We start from the raw sequence: 15,195 nt of genomic DNA, 5'->3' as shown, positions 1-15,195 counted from the left end.
GGCTTGGTGCTTACTTTCAGTGAAGATCTGGCGGAAGTAGCGGCAGCTGCATCTTTCGGAGCAAAGACAAAGTCTTTCAGGCTGCCCTTCCCTTCGACTTTGGGTTGATGCGTTTGCTGCGCATTAACAGCAGTAAATGCCGTCAGCAGCATGATTTGGATGATCAGGAAAAACTTTAGCATGTATTCTGGCTTTATTCGGTGATAGGAAAGGTTTCTTTATCTGTTATCCGTGAAGGGAGTGTACATGAGCGTGAAGTTCATGCTCTTGCGCTGCCGGAGGCTACCGCCGGTGGGGATGAGGTAGGCGAAGTCGAGCTGGAAGCCCTGCACCCTCACGCCGAAGCCGGTAGAAAACTGCTGGCGGTTGCCTTTGGCGGGGTCTTCATAGAAGTACCCCGTGCGCACAAAGAAGTTGCTCTGGTAAGCGTACTCGATGCCGCCGGCAAAGGAGAACTCGCTGAACTCTTCCCGGAATCCTCCCGGCGCATCGCCGAACGAAGAAAAGATGGATTCCACCACGCTCCGGTCGGGGTCCTTGCCTTTCTCGATTTCATTGGTAGGCATGCCATCGGGATCGAGTTTGTAAGTGGGCGGGGTGGGGACGAGCAGCTTGTTGACATCCGCGGCGATGGTGAACTTGTGGTCTTCCGTTCTCACGAAGGTGTAGCCGCCGCCGATGCGGAGGTTCATGGGAAGGAAGGTCCTGGTGTCAGTGGCGTCTGTGTACGACAGCTTGCTGCCGATGTTGGTAAAACTGATGCCCCATGCGTATCGGTTATTGCCGTCGATATGGTCGGCGTACCCCTGTGAGTAAAGGCTGATATCCCCCGCCACGGCGGAGGCCGGCTTCTGCAGCTGCCCGTTGTAGGTGCCGTTGCCGAGCTCGCTGCGGATATACCTGGCCGTTACGGCGAGGGCGAAGAGGTTGCCGAGCTTGCGGCCGTAGGCCAGGTCCACGGAATATTCGCGGGGTTTGTACTGCTGGAGGACGGTTCCGTTATCATCGCGGAAGGTGACGTCTCCGTAATTGAAGTAGCGGACAGCCGCGCCCACACTCTGCTGGCCGCCCCAGGTTTTGAACCCGGATATATAGGCCATGTGCGTTTTTTTGTCGAGGAGGTCCCACATCCATGGGGAGTAGGATACGCTGGCGCCCCAATCTCCGGCGAAGGGAAGCTTGGCGGCATTGGCGTATATGGCATTGGCATCGGGCTCCAGGCCGGTGACGGCTCCGCCGGTAGCGCTGCTCCTGGCGTCGGGGTTTACCATCAGGAAGGGAGCCCCGACGTTAAGGGGCCGCTGGGCGGATTTCTGCGCCATCAACGGGCGTACCGCCAGCAATCCCGCCAGAAGGAGGAAGGTATTCAAATGCTTCATGGTATACCGTGTTAGGCTATTGAACAATGAGTTTTTCTGTGAAGGTGAACTGGTTGACCTTCAGGACGACCGTATAGATCCCCGCCGCTAGCTTGTCTACGGATGTGGGGATGACGACCTTTCCGGGCGCGTAATCCCTGACATCCTGGTAAATGACCTGTCCTGCGGTGTTAAGCAGCAGGAAGGACACATTGGCGTTGGTGAGGAGGCTGAACTGGATCTTGAAGGTGGTCAGCGCCGGGTTTGGAAATAGGGAGAAGTCCAGCACGGGCATGCCGCCGGGTACGAGTGGCGGCAGGATCTCCGGTTGCTGGAATCCCTGCGTGAGGAGGATAGGTCCTGCGGACAGGGGGGAAATGGCGGCTTCGCCCAGGGTATAGTCGAAATGGATGCCGCCGGCGATGCCTGATCCGCCGGAAGTGGAGGTGACGTGCCTGACCAGTACGAGCTGTGACCGGGCAGGCAGCCACGAGATGGCCAGGAACATGGCCAATAAGAGGTGTTTCGTAGAAATTGTCTTCATAGATCAATTCTCAAGGGGTGAAAAATCAGGAAATGCACCGCATCGCGCTGCAGTCTCGACTCTCGGAAAGACGGCACGCTGTTGCATACGGAATATGTTATTGCTTGGTTCGGTTGAAACGGCTTACAACAGACGGGGTACCCCGACAGTTACTTTCAAGTAGGTTAGCGGACGACAGGACATGGAACGCTGCTACGCGTTTTTCGCTTGGTTGATGAAATAAACGTGTACCGGTTCCCGGTAGAACCGTTTTCGATAGGCAGGAATGGAATAGGAGCAGCTTTGCTGCAATCGGGTCTTTTTCAATAAAGATGGCTAAATCTGGGGGTGGGAGATCCTGGGGTAATGCATCACAGGTAGATGTACTATTCTCAGATCGGGTGCAAAATAAACAATTAAGCATGAGAATAATTGGATCAATCATAAAAAATAATGGAAAAAAAGGCCACCCCGGAAGAGGCGGCCATACACAAAACCATACATATACCCTTGCTCTCGTCAAAAATGTATATCAATACGGTTATATTTTGGTGAGATCAACTACTTCACATTCACGAGCACCTTAATCACCGCTGCGCCGGATGGGAGCTCCTGCAAAGCTTTTCCGAGGATCTGCCCATGCTGTACCTTTTTCGGATCAGCTTTCATGGCATAACCCTTCCTGCTGGAAGTAACGAGCAGGTCGCCACGGCGAACCGGTCCGCCTTCGTCACAAACTTTGGTGGGGATAACACCCACAACGCCCATCGGCACCAGGTCGGTAATGTCTTCCACACCTTCGCGTTCTGTCAGCAATACACCGGGTTTGGTGGCGTATACGCCTGCAACGAGGGTGGAATAAGGTTCGGCGGATTTTTCCATTTTACGGTCGCTGCTGGTGGAGATCACCAGTACATCGCCGGGCTCGTATTCATGAACCGTTCCTTCCACATCAAATGCTTCCGCAATGTCCGCGCCGCTATTCTGCGTACCGCCGTTGAAGAAGCCGCGGCCTGCGGAATTGATACGGGCCACGTTTACAGAACCGGGATTGCCGGACCTGAAAACAGCAATAGAACCATTGCTGTGCTGCTCTACCGTCAATACCGGGTTAGTGTTGCCGGTATTGAAATTCACAAACCTGGCTGCACGGCCGTTTCCGAAGTTAGGTACCCAGCCGAATACAGCAGAGCCGGTTCCGTCTGCAGTAGCTTCGATGCCGTCGCCGGTATTGGAGGCATTCGCCGTTATACCGTTCCCGTTACCATCCGCGATGGCGATCAGGGCAGGGCCGTTACCCGCCGGGTTGCTGGCATGGAAAATTCCGGCAAAACCGCCCGTTCCGGAGGAAATGCCGTAAATACCTGCTGTCCCGAAGTTGGAGAATTGGGAATTTACCTCCCCGCGAACCGCTGGCTTCGTACCGATCACCCTGTCTACTTTGAAGTTTCCAGCGATACCATTCCCTACTGTTGTTACAGTGATCACGTCACTGGTATTGTCTTCGTTGAAGATGTTAAACCGCCCCGCACGGCCCGTCGCGAAGGAGGGCACCCATGCGTACAGCGCATTACCCGCGCCGTCGATATTCGTTTCCACACCATTCCCATCTCTGCTGGCATTCGCCGTAATGGCGTTACCGTTTCCATCCTGGATGGCAACCACAGCCGGGCCATTTCCGGAAGCATTGCTGGAATGGAACAATCCGGCGAAGCCGCCCGTGCCGGAAGAAATCCCGAATATGCCCGCAGCTCCGAAGTTGCCGAAGATCGTTTTCACTTCACCCCTCACGGCCGCGGCTACACTATTTGTATTGTCAACCAGGAAAGATGAAGCATTCCCCTGGGTATTATCCGGAATATTGCCGTTACCGTTAGTGACCACCTCCAGCGTGTTGCCGGTAGTATTGGTCTGGTTGAAGTTCTCGAATTTACCCGCACGGCCGGTACTGTTGTTCAGGCCTACCTGCCCCAATACGCCTACGGCTGTTCCGGCAGTACTTGTGGCGATAAAGCCTCTCACACCATATCCCCCGCCGTCATTACGGCCTACCACAGCCCCGGCGATATCACTGGTGGTACGCCCCACTACGGCTTCACCACCTCCATTATTATCACCCACCACACCGGCGCTTGTTTGCGCGCTGGTAATGCCATGAACACCAAAACCCGCTACGGTGGAAGCCCTCACGCCCGCGCCGTTACCCGACGTAGTCACGTTGACAACCGTTCCGTTTCCCACCGAATTCACCACCAGCGCGCTATTATTATTAGCGTTGTTGAAAACGCTGATAGAAGCAGGAATACCGTTATTGCTCGTAGCCTGCAGGCCGGTGCCGGTATTGCTGTTCGCATAAACACCGTATCCATTGGCGGAAGCATTTCCATACACACCTAATCCATTCGGCGTAACGCCATAAACACCCCATCCCGAACCATTCTGCGATCCATATACGCCCACGCCCAGTCCGCCGGTACCATTGTTGATGCCCCGCACCCCTGCGGAAAATCCACCGGGAGCAGCAGAAGTAACCATACCGCGTATGGCGGCAATGTTGCTGGTTGTTGTGTTATTGGCGCCTTCCAGGGAAGTACCGTCTCCGTTATTGGTGATGGAAAACAACGTAGCCGGGTCGTTTTCAACCGCTGCGTAAGGAAGCGTAAGCCCACCGCCACCGGCGTTATCCGCCGCCGGCGTCCACTCCGTACCGGAGAATTTGAGTACCTGTCCCGCCGCCGGAGCCGTCACCGACACCGGGATCGTCTGTAGCCTGGCTACCGCGGGATTCGGATAAGTACCGCTTAAATCACCGCCCGCAGCCCCGTTCGGAGGCAAACTGGCCGGGATCACGCCGGGAGCCAGTTTCGGCAAAGTGATGGAACCATCCGCCACCTGTGCCGTATTCACTGCATTATTGGCAATCGTAGGATTTGGATACGTTCCGCTCAGCGAACCGCCTGCCGCCACACCATTGATGTCGCCCGCAGGTCCCGCAGGCCCGGCAGGCCCGATCGGACCAATCGGCCCGGCAGGTCCAACAGGCCCCGCAGGCCCGGCTGCTCCATCTGCACCGGCAGGACCGGCAGGCCCCACTGGTCCCGCGGCTCCCGCAGGCCCTACTGGTCCGGCAGGACCAACTGCTCCCGCAGGACCGGCAACACCGGCAGGCCCCGCCGGTCCGGCAGGCCCTGTTGCACCATCAGCGCCCGCAGGACCTTGAGGCCCCGCAGGACCGGCAGCACCCACCGGCCCCGCCGGTCCGGCAGGCCCTGTTGCACCGGCAGGACCAACAGGCCCGATGGCTCCCACAGGCCCGGCAGGCCCGGCAGGACCAGCAGGCCCCGCAGGGCCGGGATTCCCGTTAGCGGCGAACTGTGCGAACGGAACAGACATCAGCTGGGTAGTGCCCAGTGCCTGGAAGCCCCCGCCCGTATTTACTTCCACTTGCAGGAACTGGTTGGCGTTGCCCCAGGGTACGCCGGCGAAAGTGCCGGTCGCTGGCGTGCCGCGCCCAACCTGCAGCGTGAACAGCCCGATGGCGTTGGTAGCGGTGTTATGTGTTTCCTGGTATTGCACGGCGCCGTTAGGCCCGCCGCCCCGGATGGAAAAACGGACGCTCACGGCCTGGTTGGCCAGTACGGAACCGTTGGAATTGCGGGCTACCGCCTGGTAATTGATACCGGAAAGCCCGCTTTGCGCGTAGCCGGCAACCGAGGCCGACAATATAAATAGGAGGAGGTATAATGTTTTTTTCATGGTGCTCAGTTTTTGGGTTGGATAGGCTTGGCTTTGGCAGGTACCGGCGCGGTAATCGGCGGCTCGGTGCCTTGCGCGCCTACGTCAAACGGTTTGGCGGGTTCAGCTTTGCTCTTTTGCGCGGCTTCCGCGCCGGAAGTGGCGCTGGAAAGCTTAGCAGCGGTGGGGGGAGCGGCGATGCTGGCCTTACGTGCTCCGGCCGTATTGCGGGGAATTCCCCCTCCTCCGTTGGAGCCCGGGAAAATATGCCGTTTCAAAGCCTGGGGCGAAGTGAGCGTGGCTTCAATGGGTTTGGGAGCCAAAGCCTGACCTGCCCTTATCCTGGAAATAGCCTGGTCGTAATCGCTGAAGATGCGATGGCGGATGCTCTGTCCTTCGCCGGCTTTTCTTGCCTCCTGGGCCCGGGTGGTGGCCGAAGCGCCCAGCAGGAAAATGATCAGTATAAATAACTTGTTCATGACGAGTGCTTTATCGATTGAAAAGAAATGGGTTGATTATCTGTTATCCCTGAAAGGCGTGTACATGAGCGTGAAGTTCATGCTCTTGCGCTGCCGGAGGCTACCGCCGGTGGGGATGAGGTAGGCGAAGTCGAGCTGGAAGCCCTGCACCCTCACGCCGAAGCCGGTAGAAAACTGCTGGCGGTTGCCTTTGGCGGGGTCTTCATAGAAGTACCCCGTGCGCACAAAGAAGTTGCTCTGGTAAGCGTACTCGATGCCGCCGGCAAAGGAGAACTCGCTGAACTCTTCCCGGAATCCTCCCGGCGCATCGCCGAACGAAGAAAAGATGGATTCCACCACGCTCCGGTCGGGGTCCTTGCCTTTCTCGATTTCATTGGTAGGCATGCCATCGGGATCGAGTTTGTAAGTGGGCGGGGTGGGGACGAGCAGCTTGTTGACATCCGCGGCGATGGTGAACTTGTGGTCTTCCGTTCTCACGAAGGTGTAGCCGCCGCCGATGCGGAGGTTCATGGGAAGGAAGGTCCTGGTGTCAGTGGCGTCTGTGTACGACAGCTTGCTGCCGATGTTGGTAAAACTGATGCCCCATGCGTATCGGTTATTGCCGTCGATATGGTCGGCGTACCCCTGTGAGTAAAGGCTGATATCCCCCGCCACGGCGGAGGCCGGCTTCTGCAGCTGCCCGTTGTAGGTGCCGTTGCCGAGCTCGCTGCGGATATACCTGGCCGTTACGGCGAGGGCGAAGAGGTTGCCGAGCTTGCGGCCGTAGGCCAGGTCCACGGAATATTCGCGGGGTTTGTACTGCTGGAGGACGGTTCCGTTATCATCGCGGAAGGTGACGTCTCCGTAATTGAAGTAGCGGACAGCCGCGCCCACACTCTGCTGGCCGCCCCAGGTTTTGAACCCGGATATATAGGCCATGTGCGTTTTTTTGTCGAGGAGGTCCCACATCCATGGGGAGTAGGATACGCTGGCGCCCCAATCTCCGGCGAAGGGAAGCTTGGCGGCATTGGCGTATATGGCATTGGCATCGGGCTCCAGGCCGGTGACGGCTCCGCCGGTAGCGCTGCTCCTGGCGTCGGGGTTTACCATCAGGAAGGGAGCCCCGACGTTAAGGGGCCGCTGGGCGGATTTCTGCGCCATCAACGGGCGTACCGCCAGCAATCCCGCCAGAAGGAGGAAGGTATTCAAATGCTTCATGGTATACCGTGTTAGGCTATTGAACAATGAGTTTTTCTGTGAAGGTGAACTGGTTGACCTTCAGGACGACCGTATAGATCCCCGCCGCTAGCTTGTCTACGGATGTGGGGATGACGACCTTTCCGGGCGCGTAATCCCTGACATCCTGGTAAATGACCTGTCCTGCGGTGTTAAGCAGCAGGAAGGACACATTGGCGTTGGTGAGGAGGCTGAACTGGATCTTGAAGGTGGTCAGCGCCGGGTTTGGAAATAGGGAGAAGTCCAGCACGGGCATGCCGCCGGGTACGAGTGGCGGCAGGATCTCCGGTTGCTGGAATCCCTGCGTGAGGAGGATAGGTCCTGCGGACAGGGGGGAAATGGCGGCTTCGCCCAGGGTATAGTCGAAATGGATGCCGCCGGCGATGCCTGATCCGCCGGAAGTGGAGGTGACGTGCCTGACCAGTACGAGCTGTGACCGGGCAGGCAGCCACGAGATGGCCAGGAACATGGCCAATAGGAGGTGTTTAGTAGATAAATGCTTCATAAAACAATGGTATTGTGATGGTTCTGGAAATCGGGGTAATGATGGCCAGGCATGCCGGAAACTTCTGGTTGATGCTATGCTGCTATTCCCCGGGACGCTTTGGCGCCCGGTTCATGGTTACTGTATAAACGGTTCATTTAGAGAGGACAATGGGGCTCATCGGCTTTCACAGGTTGTAAAACTAGATAAAAAACTGCCTGGTGAACGGGCAGGCGGAATCCGTTTCATTTCTGGCGGGTTTGGCCGGATAAGCGGCGGGTTTGATAAAGGGGGCTGTTTTTAACAATTTGACAAAATCAGACTGCTTTATTTATTGATAGAAATTGATTACCTTTGCCCCCCAAATTGCATTACTTATAGTCATTTTACTTTTATGGCAGACTTAAGATTTCAAAGAAACTTTGGTATTGCGGCGCACATCGATGCCGGTAAGACCACTACCACAGAGCGTATCCTGTATTACACAGGTAAGACTCACAAAATCGGTGAGGTTCACGAAGGAGCCGCTACCATGGACTGGATGGCCCAGGAGCAGGAGAGAGGTATTACCATTACATCTGCTGCTACCACATGTTTCTGGAACTTCCCTACCAACCAGGGCCAGAACCTGCCGGATACCAAACAGTTTAAATTCAATATCATCGATACCCCCGGCCACGTGGATTTCACAGTGGAAGTAGAGCGCTCCCTGCGCGTACTCGACGGTCTGGTTGCCCTGTTTTGCGCCGTATCCGGCGTTGAGCCCCAATCCGAAACGGTTTGGCGCCAGGCTAACAAGTACCGCGTTCCCCGTATCGGTTTCGTTAACAAAATGGACCGTTCCGGTGCAGACTTCCTGAACGTGGTGAAACAAGTGAAGGAAATGCTGGGTGCAAACCCCGTTCCCCTGACCCTGCCCATCGGCGCTGAAGACAACTTCAAAGGCGTTGTGGACCTGATCACCATGAAAGGTATCATCTGGGACGAAGCCGGTAAAGGTGCCACCTACCAGGAAATCGACATCCCCGCCGATATGAAGGACGAAGCGGAAGAATGGAGAGCTAAACTCGTAGAAGCAGTTGCTGAATACGACGATACCCTCATGGAGAAATTCTTCGAGGATCCCAATTCCATTTCCGAAGCTGAAATCCACGAAGCTATCCGCAAAGCCACGATCGACATGGCCATCATCCCTATGATGTGCGGTTCTTCCTTCAAAAACAAAGGCGTTCAGAAAATGCTGGACGGAGTTTGCCGTTACCTGCCTTCTCCCATGGACGTTGAGGCGGTTGTTGGTACCAACCCCGACAATGGCGAGGAAATCTCCCGCGCCCCTTCAGCTAAAGAACCCTTCGCTGCCCTGGCCTTCAAGATCGCTACCGATCCCTTCGTAGGCCGCCTGGCATTCTTCCGGGTGTACTCCGGCCACCTGGACGCAGGTTCATATGTGCTGAACACCCGCACCGGCAAGAACGAGCGTATCAGCCGTATCATGCAGATGCACGCCAACAAGCAGAACCCGATCGACTTCATCGAAGCCGGCGACATCGGCGCTGCTGTAGGTTTTAAAGATATCAAAACCGGTGACACCCTCTGCGCGGAAAACCATCCGATCGTTTTAGAATCGATGTCTTTCCCCGAGCCCGTAATCCACATCGCCATCGAGCCTAAAACTCAGGCAGACGTTGATAAAATGGGTATGGCTATCGCCAAACTGGTGGAAGAAGATCCCACCCTTAAAGCGAAAACCGACGAGGAAACCGGCCAAACCGTATTGAGCGGTATGGGTGAGCTTCACCTCGAAATCATCGTTGACCGTATGCGTCGCGAATTCAAGGTGGAAGTTAACCAGGGTGCTCCTCAGGTTGCTTATAAAGAAGCATTCTCGCAGAAAGTTGAGCACCGTGAAGTGTACAAGAAACAAACCGGTGGCCGCGGTAAATTCGCCGACATCCAGGTGGAAATCGGACCCGCAGACGCAGAATGGCTGAAAGAAAACGAAGGCAAATCCTTCCAGTTCATCAATGATATCTTCGGTGGTTCCATCCCCAAAGAATTCATCCCGGCAATTCAGAAAGGTTTCGAGCAATCCATGAACAGTGGTGTGCTCGCTAACTTCCCCCTGACTTCCCTGAAGGTTCGCCTGTTCGACGGTTCTTTCCACGCAGTGGACTCCGACGCAATGTCCTTCGAGCTTTGCGCCAAATCCGCCTTCCGTGAAGCCGGCCGTAAAGCGAAACCGGTTCTGCTGGAACCCATCATGAAAGTGGAAGTAACCACCCCCGACCAGTACATGGGCGACGTAACAGGTGACCTCAACCGTCGTCGTGGTATGCTGGAAGGTATGGAATCCCGCAACGGTGCACAGGTAATCAAGGCTAAAGTGCCCCTGAGCGAAATGTTCGGTTATGTAACCCAACTCCGCTCCCTGTCTTCCGGCCGCGCAACTTCCATCATGGAGTTCTCTCACTACAACCCCGCACCGAACAACGTCGCCGAAGAGGTGGTAGCCAAGGTAAAGGGCAAAGTGAACGCCTAATCAGCCACAAGTTGATAGATAGAAATAAGAAAAAGAGCCCTCCGGTATTCCGGGGGGCTTTTTTTTGCGACGCGAAAAAAGTATCATCTATATCCCCGCCCACCGGCCTCAAAGCACTTGTGATGCCGGGATGCGGTACCCGCTCAGCATAGGCTTAGTAACGATACTGTACTGTAACCGTACTAATTGAGTAATTGAACGAACGTTTTCGTAGCCTATTACATTCGGTTTTAGCCCGCAATCGCCACAAACGGCAGCAGGTATGCGGCTCCCATATGCCGGGAAATGAAAACCGCCGCTTCCTGATGTGCCGCAAACCGCAGGAAAGTACATGTAACTTTTATATACAACGGCCGTTTCATAAGCATGCACGTATTTGTGCCAGTGCCGCTTTTATCAAAACCCCTCAAACCATCGCTTATGCACCACAAACCCCTCGTGGCCGTAACCCTCACGGCCATCGCGTTCCTCTTTGCCTGCAAAAAAGGAAACGACGACTGCAAACCCGGGCACGACAACACGCTCCGGTACCGCAGCCTCAACGACGAACAAGTGAAAAACCTGCGGTCCCTGCACCTCGACATCGATGAAGACGGTACCCACGAAATCTACCTCGCCCTCGGCGTTTCCGGAGGTGCCGAAGGGATGCGCGGGAAATTCTTCGCGGCAGGGATCAACAATGCCAAATTGCTGGTGAAATCCGATTCCACGATCTGCCTGGAGCCCAACGAAGCCATCCATGCCATCGCCCCGCACCCCCGCGACTGGAAAGGAATGGAATCCTACCTGGTGGAAGCATTCATCCCCGCGGCCACTCCCGACGACACGGTATGGACCGGCAACTGGCTGGGCGCCAGCCGCAAATACATGGGCGTACAGTTTTCAAAAGGCGGCGTTCCGTACATGGGATGGGTATGCGTGTCGATGGACAGGACCAGCCTGGCCCTGATCATGCACGGATGTGCCTGGCGGCGGCTGCAGGAAGGTGAGCTGCCGGCGGGAAAGATGCCGGGTACTAATTAGGATTATTGATCTCGATGATGCGGCCGGGGCTCGCGTCCGTACAGATGTATACACGGCCGTAAGGCGAAACGCAAACATCCCGCAGCCGGCCGTAACGGTTGGCGAACCAGCTTGCCGAAGAAGCAACGCTTTGCCCGTTGGACGAAAGTTTCAGCTGGTAAAGCGTTGCGTTTTTAAGGCTTACCACCAGGAGGGAGTTCTTCCAGCCGGGGATGCGGTCGTGGTTGTAGAAATCCAATCCGCAGAGGGCGAAGGTGCCATCGCCGGTAGACCAGATCGGCTGTTTCACGTTGTTGGCGTCGCAGAAAGTTTGTTCCCCGCCGTTGCAGGGCCCCTGTACGTTCGGCCAGCCGTAATTCCGGTTCTTTTCGATGATATTGACTTCGTCTTCCGTGTTGGCGCCGTGCTCGGAGGCGTAGAGCGTGTTGCCCACGAATACGAGGCCCTGTGGATTGCGGTGGCCCAGGCTCCAGAGCGGGCTCCCGGCCACGGGGTTGTCTGTAGGGATGGCGCCGTCGGGCCGGAGGCGGAGTATTTTCCCGCTTAACGACGCGGGGTCCTGGGCGGCGTCTGCATCGGCGGCGTCGCCGGTGGTGATGTAAAGGAGGCCGTCGGGGCCAAACTGCAGGCGCGACCCGTTATGGATGCCGGCGGCGGGGATATTGTCGATAATGACGCGGGGCGCGGAGAGGGCGTTATTGCGGTATTCGTAGCGGACTACTTTTTCGCGGTAGGGCGTGCCGTAATTGTAGACCACATATACGAAAGGAGAATTGCTGAAGTCGGGGTGGAGCGCCATGCCCAGGAGGCCGCCTTCGCCGTTGGAGACGATATCGGGGAGCGTCAGCAGCGGAAGTACCTGTCCGGTTTTAGGGTTCACGCGGCAGATGCGGCCGCCGCGCTCGGTCATCCAGATGAAATTATCCGGGCCCCAGAGGATTTCCCAGGGGCGGTTGATGCCGGTGCTCACCACTTCGCGGACCTTATCCGACGGCCAGTCGGGATCTTCAGGCAGATCGGGGTTGCCGGGCGTGGGGGAATTCTTTTTGCCGCATCCGCCGGTGGCGGTGATCAGCAGGAGGAGAAGCAGGGCGGGGAAGCTTGTTTTCATGGACCTGGTTTTAGGAAGAACTGCGGAAACGGCTGCAAATTGTCTGCCAGTCAAAAAAAATCACGATGCATTTCAACCTTTTCACAGGCGGGATGTTAAGATTATGTTTATTGTATTCATAATCAAGCATATCCTATCTGTCCCCACCTGTAAAATTTTTGGCAAGCAAGCAATTTCATCAAAACCTCATATTATGAAGAAAGTCGGTTACCTGGCTCTAATGCTTACAGGCATGCTGTTCACATCCCAAGTTCAGGCACAAACCCAGAAAGGAAACATACTCGTTGGCGCCAACCTGGCTAATATCGGTGGTACTTTCCAGGACGGGGGGAGTACGTTCAGCCTGAACCTCACGCCAAAGGCGGGTTGGTTCATTAAAGACGATATCGCGATCGGTCCGGAGGTAAACCTGGGGCTGTTGACGGGCAATGGTTCTACCCGTTTCAATTATGGGATCGGGGCTTTTGGCCGGTATTATATCAAAGACAAGCGGATCGAGCTGACGAATAAGACCCGGTGGTTCCTGGAGGCGAATGCGGGCTTTAACGGTGTAAATACCAAGGCGGGCGACCAGGAGAGTACGAACACGAATGGCCTGGGGCTGGGATTCGGTCCGGGCCTGGCCTATTTCGTTACGCCCAACATTGCTTTGGAGGCATTGCTGAAATACAACCTGACGGTGGGTTTCGGCAGTTCGGTGACAGCGCACAACGTTGGGCTGAACCTTGGGTTCCAGATCTAGTTGCCGGGCGCGAAGGCGCGGCAGACGATCCGGGAAACGAGGATGTCTAAATAGGAGTAAACTCCTGAATGTCAAATAATTCACCCCATACCAAGGGGCTGGTGTCAGTGTATGCTGTTGCCGGCCCCTTTTTCGTTGGCGGGCTGGGGAAGTTCGAAGCGGATGAGGATTTTGTGTTTGGCGGTGGCGGGTTTGCCGTCGAGGATGGCGGGGATCCAGCGGGGCATTTTTTCCACGATGCGGATGGCTTCTTCTTCCAGGCCGTAGCCGATGGCGTTGCCGGTGGTGAAGGCGTTGGCGACGGCGCCGTTGGAAAGGACGGTGAATTCGACGGTAACGACGCCGGAGATGCCTGCGGCGCGGGCTTCCTTGGGATAGCGGAGGTTCTTGCGGATATGGTAGGCGAGCGCTTTGCCGCCGCCGTTGAATTGGGGCATGTTGCTGACTTCAGGGGTGGGTACGTCGTACGGTTTGCGGAGGGTGTTGCCGAGGTGGAGGTTGAGGGGGAGGTGCAGGCGGAGGGGAATGGCGCGGTCGGCCAGGTAGGCGGGGCGCCACAGGGGCATGGTAACGAACATGTCGATCACGGCTTTATCGAGGCTGCGGAATCCGGGCTGGCGGATGGTGACGTGGGTGATGCGGCCGTCGCGTTCTACGAGGAAGTTTACATGGACGGTGACGGTGGTATCGTTGCGGAGGGGGATGTAAGGGATTTTGAGGTTGGTGTTGATCCAGACGGCCATATTTTCGGGGCCTCCGGGGAACTGCGGGAGCTCGTCGGCCTGGAAGGCGTCGAGTTGGGCCTGGCGGTCGGCGGCGGAGTCCTGCGGGTACGATTGGGCAAAAATTGTATGGGAGAATGAAAAAAATAGGAAGAGTAGGCGGAGGTGCATATGGAAGTGGAATTAAAGGGTGTAATGTATTGGGTATAAGTGCGTTAGTGGGATGAAAAGAGGCCGGGGCAGGAGGGGGCCGGCCACTAAAACTAGGGAATGGCGGTGAAAAAGTCAATGAGTGGGGGAAAATATCCTCAAAATTTATTTGTGGGGATAAAAAACTTAGTTACCTTTGCCCTCCCAAATTGAGGGGTAATAATAGAAGAAGTTCATTGCATATGTCTCAGAGAATTAGAATCAAGCTGAAGTCCTACGATCACAACCTGGTAGACAAATCTGCCGAGAAGATCGTTAAAACCGTTCGCAACACGGGCGCCGTGGTAACAGGTCCTATTCCTTTACCGACCGAGAAGAAAATCTTTACGGTGCTGCGTTCTCCGCACGTGAACAAGAAAGCGCGTGAGCAATTCCAGCTGTGCACCCACAAGCGCCTGTTGGATATTTACACATCTTCTTCCAGAACCGTAGATGCGCTGAGCAAGCTGGATCTGCCTTCTGGTGTTGAAGTGGAGATCAAGGCGTAGGAGAGAAGGGACCTCAGCAAAGGTGGGCAATATGGCCCGCCTGAGGTATTTTATGACGACATCATTAAATACAGGCTACGCCTTCCGGGTAGCCGCCCAATAGCATTTAAACCGCTCATCCTGAGGATAGCTAGAGATCCCTCAGGCGCTGGGCTAAATTATATAACAAATGAAAGGTATTATTGGTAAAAAGATTGGCATGACCAGCATCTTCGAGGCCAACGGCAAACAGACCGCCGTTACCATCATCGAGGCCGGTCCCTGCGTGGTTACCCAGGTGAAATCCCAAGACACTGACGGGTACAATGCTGTTCAGGTTGCATTTGGCGAAAAGAAAGCCAAAAACACTACAAAAGCTGAACAAAACCACTTCGCGAAAGCACAAACCTCCCCTAAACGTTACGTTACTGAGTTCCGCAATCCGGATGCTGCCGTGGCTAAAGCCCTCGGAGAAACACTCACCTGCGATATTTTCGCTGAAGGTGAGGTTATCGACGTTGTGGGTACTTCCAAAGGTAAAGGTTTCCAGGGTGTTGTAAGACGCCATGGTTTCTCCGGTGTGGGTG

At 55.7% G+C, this 15,195-nt stretch carries 14 protein-coding genes; 5 read left to right on the top strand and 9 right to left on the bottom strand.

Going from position 1 to position 15,195, the window contains the following annotated elements; genetic code table 11:
• The 7 genes from Q0510_RS22780 to Q0510_RS22750 all read right to left on the bottom strand — a co-directional run.
• Window positions 1–182, bottom strand: a 182-nt coding sequence (locus Q0510_RS22780) for a hypothetical protein (protein WP_298716890.1), incomplete at its 3' end; no start/stop codon positions are given.
• A gap of 36 nt (window positions 183–218) precedes the next feature.
• Complete coding sequence (porV, locus tag Q0510_RS22775) at window positions 219–1,379, bottom strand: type IX secretion system outer membrane channel protein PorV (RefSeq protein ID WP_298716887.1); 1,161 nt, start codon at window positions 1,377–1,379, stop codon at window positions 219–221.
• 16 nt (window positions 1,380–1,395) lie between these two features.
• Complete coding sequence (locus Q0510_RS22770) at window positions 1,396–1,902, bottom strand: T9SS type A sorting domain-containing protein (RefSeq protein ID WP_298716884.1); 507 nt, start codon at window positions 1,900–1,902, stop codon at window positions 1,396–1,398.
• Window positions 1,903–2,442: 540 nt separating this feature from the next.
• A complete protein-coding gene (locus Q0510_RS22765; protein WP_298716881.1) occupies window positions 2,443–5,637 on the bottom strand; it encodes a collagen-like protein in 3,195 nt (1,064 codons plus the stop codon).
• 5 nt (window positions 5,638–5,642) lie between these two features.
• The gene (locus Q0510_RS22760) at window positions 5,643–6,095 is read right to left on the bottom strand and encodes a hypothetical protein (protein ID WP_298716878.1); all 453 of its coding nucleotides are present in this window, start codon (window positions 6,093–6,095) and stop codon (window positions 5,643–5,645) included.
• A gap of 36 nt (window positions 6,096–6,131) precedes the next feature.
• Window positions 6,132–7,292 carry a type IX secretion system outer membrane channel protein PorV gene (porV, locus tag Q0510_RS22755; protein ID WP_298716875.1) on the bottom strand — a complete coding sequence of 387 codons (1,161 nt, stop codon included), beginning with the start codon at window positions 7,290–7,292 and terminating at the stop codon, window positions 6,132–6,134.
• A gap of 16 nt (window positions 7,293–7,308) precedes the next feature.
• A complete protein-coding gene (locus Q0510_RS22750; protein ID WP_298716872.1) occupies window positions 7,309–7,815 on the bottom strand; it encodes a T9SS type A sorting domain-containing protein in 507 nt (168 codons plus the stop codon).
• Between the two features lie 373 nt (window positions 7,816–8,188).
• On the opposite strand from Q0510_RS22750, the gene fusA reads away from it, so the two are divergent.
• Both fusA and Q0510_RS22740 read left to right on the top strand, forming a co-directional pair.
• A complete protein-coding gene (fusA, locus tag Q0510_RS22745; RefSeq protein ID WP_298716869.1) occupies window positions 8,189–10,333 on the top strand; it encodes an elongation factor G in 2,145 nt (714 codons plus the stop codon).
• A gap of 420 nt (window positions 10,334–10,753) precedes the next feature.
• Window positions 10,754–11,356 (top strand): hypothetical protein, encoded by a 603-nt coding sequence (locus Q0510_RS22740; RefSeq protein ID WP_298716866.1) that lies wholly within the window; start codon window positions 10,754–10,756, stop codon window positions 11,354–11,356.
• On the opposite strand, the gene Q0510_RS22735 is transcribed toward Q0510_RS22740, so the two are convergent.
• On the bottom strand, window positions 11,349–12,467 hold the full coding sequence (locus tag Q0510_RS22735; RefSeq protein WP_298716863.1) for a PQQ-dependent sugar dehydrogenase: 1,119 nt from the start codon (window positions 12,465–12,467) through the stop codon (window positions 11,349–11,351). The genes Q0510_RS22740 and Q0510_RS22735 overlap by 8 nt on opposite strands.
• A 193-nt stretch (window positions 12,468–12,660) precedes the next feature.
• Here Q0510_RS22735 and Q0510_RS22730 point away from each other — a divergent pair, with 193 nt between their 5' ends.
• Entirely contained in the window at window positions 12,661–13,209 is a 549-nt protein-coding gene (locus Q0510_RS22730; protein ID WP_298716861.1) for a hypothetical protein, read from the top strand.
• A gap of 104 nt (window positions 13,210–13,313) precedes the next feature.
• On the opposite strand, the gene Q0510_RS22725 is transcribed toward Q0510_RS22730, so the two are convergent.
• The gene (locus tag Q0510_RS22725) at window positions 13,314–14,102 is read right to left on the bottom strand and encodes an energy transducer TonB (RefSeq protein ID WP_298716858.1); all 789 of its coding nucleotides are present in this window, start codon (window positions 14,100–14,102) and stop codon (window positions 13,314–13,316) included.
• 221 nt (window positions 14,103–14,323) lie between these two features.
• Here Q0510_RS22725 and rpsJ point away from each other — a divergent pair, with 221 nt between their 5' ends.
• Window positions 14,324–14,629 (top strand): 30S ribosomal protein S10, encoded by a 306-nt coding sequence (gene rpsJ, locus Q0510_RS22720; RefSeq protein ID WP_012789286.1) that lies wholly within the window; start codon window positions 14,324–14,326, stop codon window positions 14,627–14,629.
• Window positions 14,630–14,798: 169 nt separating this feature from the next.
• On the top strand, window positions 14,799–15,195 hold a 397-nt coding region (rplC, locus tag Q0510_RS22715), incomplete at its 3' end, for a 50S ribosomal protein L3 (protein WP_298716855.1).

Origin of the sequence: uncultured Chitinophaga sp., assembly GCF_937874145.1 — a bacterium.
Lineage (GTDB): Bacteria > Bacteroidota > Bacteroidia > Chitinophagales > Chitinophagaceae > Chitinophaga.
Note: the sequence above shows the minus strand (reverse complement) of the source record. Positions and strands in the feature narration are given on the sequence as shown.

Coding starts and splice junctions, on each gene's coding strand:
- Q0510_RS22725 (WP_298716858.1), bottom strand. CDS start 14,102: ATGCACCTCCGCCTACTCTTCCTATTTTTTTCATTCTCCCATACAATT.
- fusA (WP_298716869.1), top strand. CDS start 8,189: ATGGCAGACTTAAGATTTCAAAGAAACTTTGGTATTGCGGCGCACATC.
- porV (WP_298716887.1), bottom strand. CDS start 1,379: ATGAAGCATTTGAATACCTTCCTCCTTCTGGCGGGATTGCTGGCGGTA.
- Q0510_RS22770 (WP_298716884.1), bottom strand. CDS start 1,902: ATGAAGACAATTTCTACGAAACACCTCTTATTGGCCATGTTCCTGGCC.
- Q0510_RS22750 (WP_298716872.1), bottom strand. CDS start 7,815: ATGAAGCATTTATCTACTAAACACCTCCTATTGGCCATGTTCCTGGCC.
- porV (WP_298716875.1), bottom strand. CDS start 7,292: ATGAAGCATTTGAATACCTTCCTCCTTCTGGCGGGATTGCTGGCGGTA.
- Q0510_RS22735 (WP_298716863.1), bottom strand. CDS start 12,467: ATGAAAACAAGCTTCCCCGCCCTGCTTCTCCTCCTGCTGATCACCGCC.
- Q0510_RS22765 (WP_298716881.1), bottom strand. CDS start 5,637: ATGAAAAAAACATTATACCTCCTCCTATTTATATTGTCGGCCTCGGTT.
- Q0510_RS22740 (WP_298716866.1), top strand. CDS start 10,754: ATGCACCACAAACCCCTCGTGGCCGTAACCCTCACGGCCATCGCGTTC.
- Q0510_RS22730 (WP_298716861.1), top strand. CDS start 12,661: ATGAAGAAAGTCGGTTACCTGGCTCTAATGCTTACAGGCATGCTGTTC.
- rpsJ (WP_012789286.1), top strand. CDS start 14,324: ATGTCTCAGAGAATTAGAATCAAGCTGAAGTCCTACGATCACAACCTG.
- Q0510_RS22760 (WP_298716878.1), bottom strand. CDS start 6,095: ATGAACAAGTTATTTATACTGATCATTTTCCTGCTGGGCGCTTCGGCC.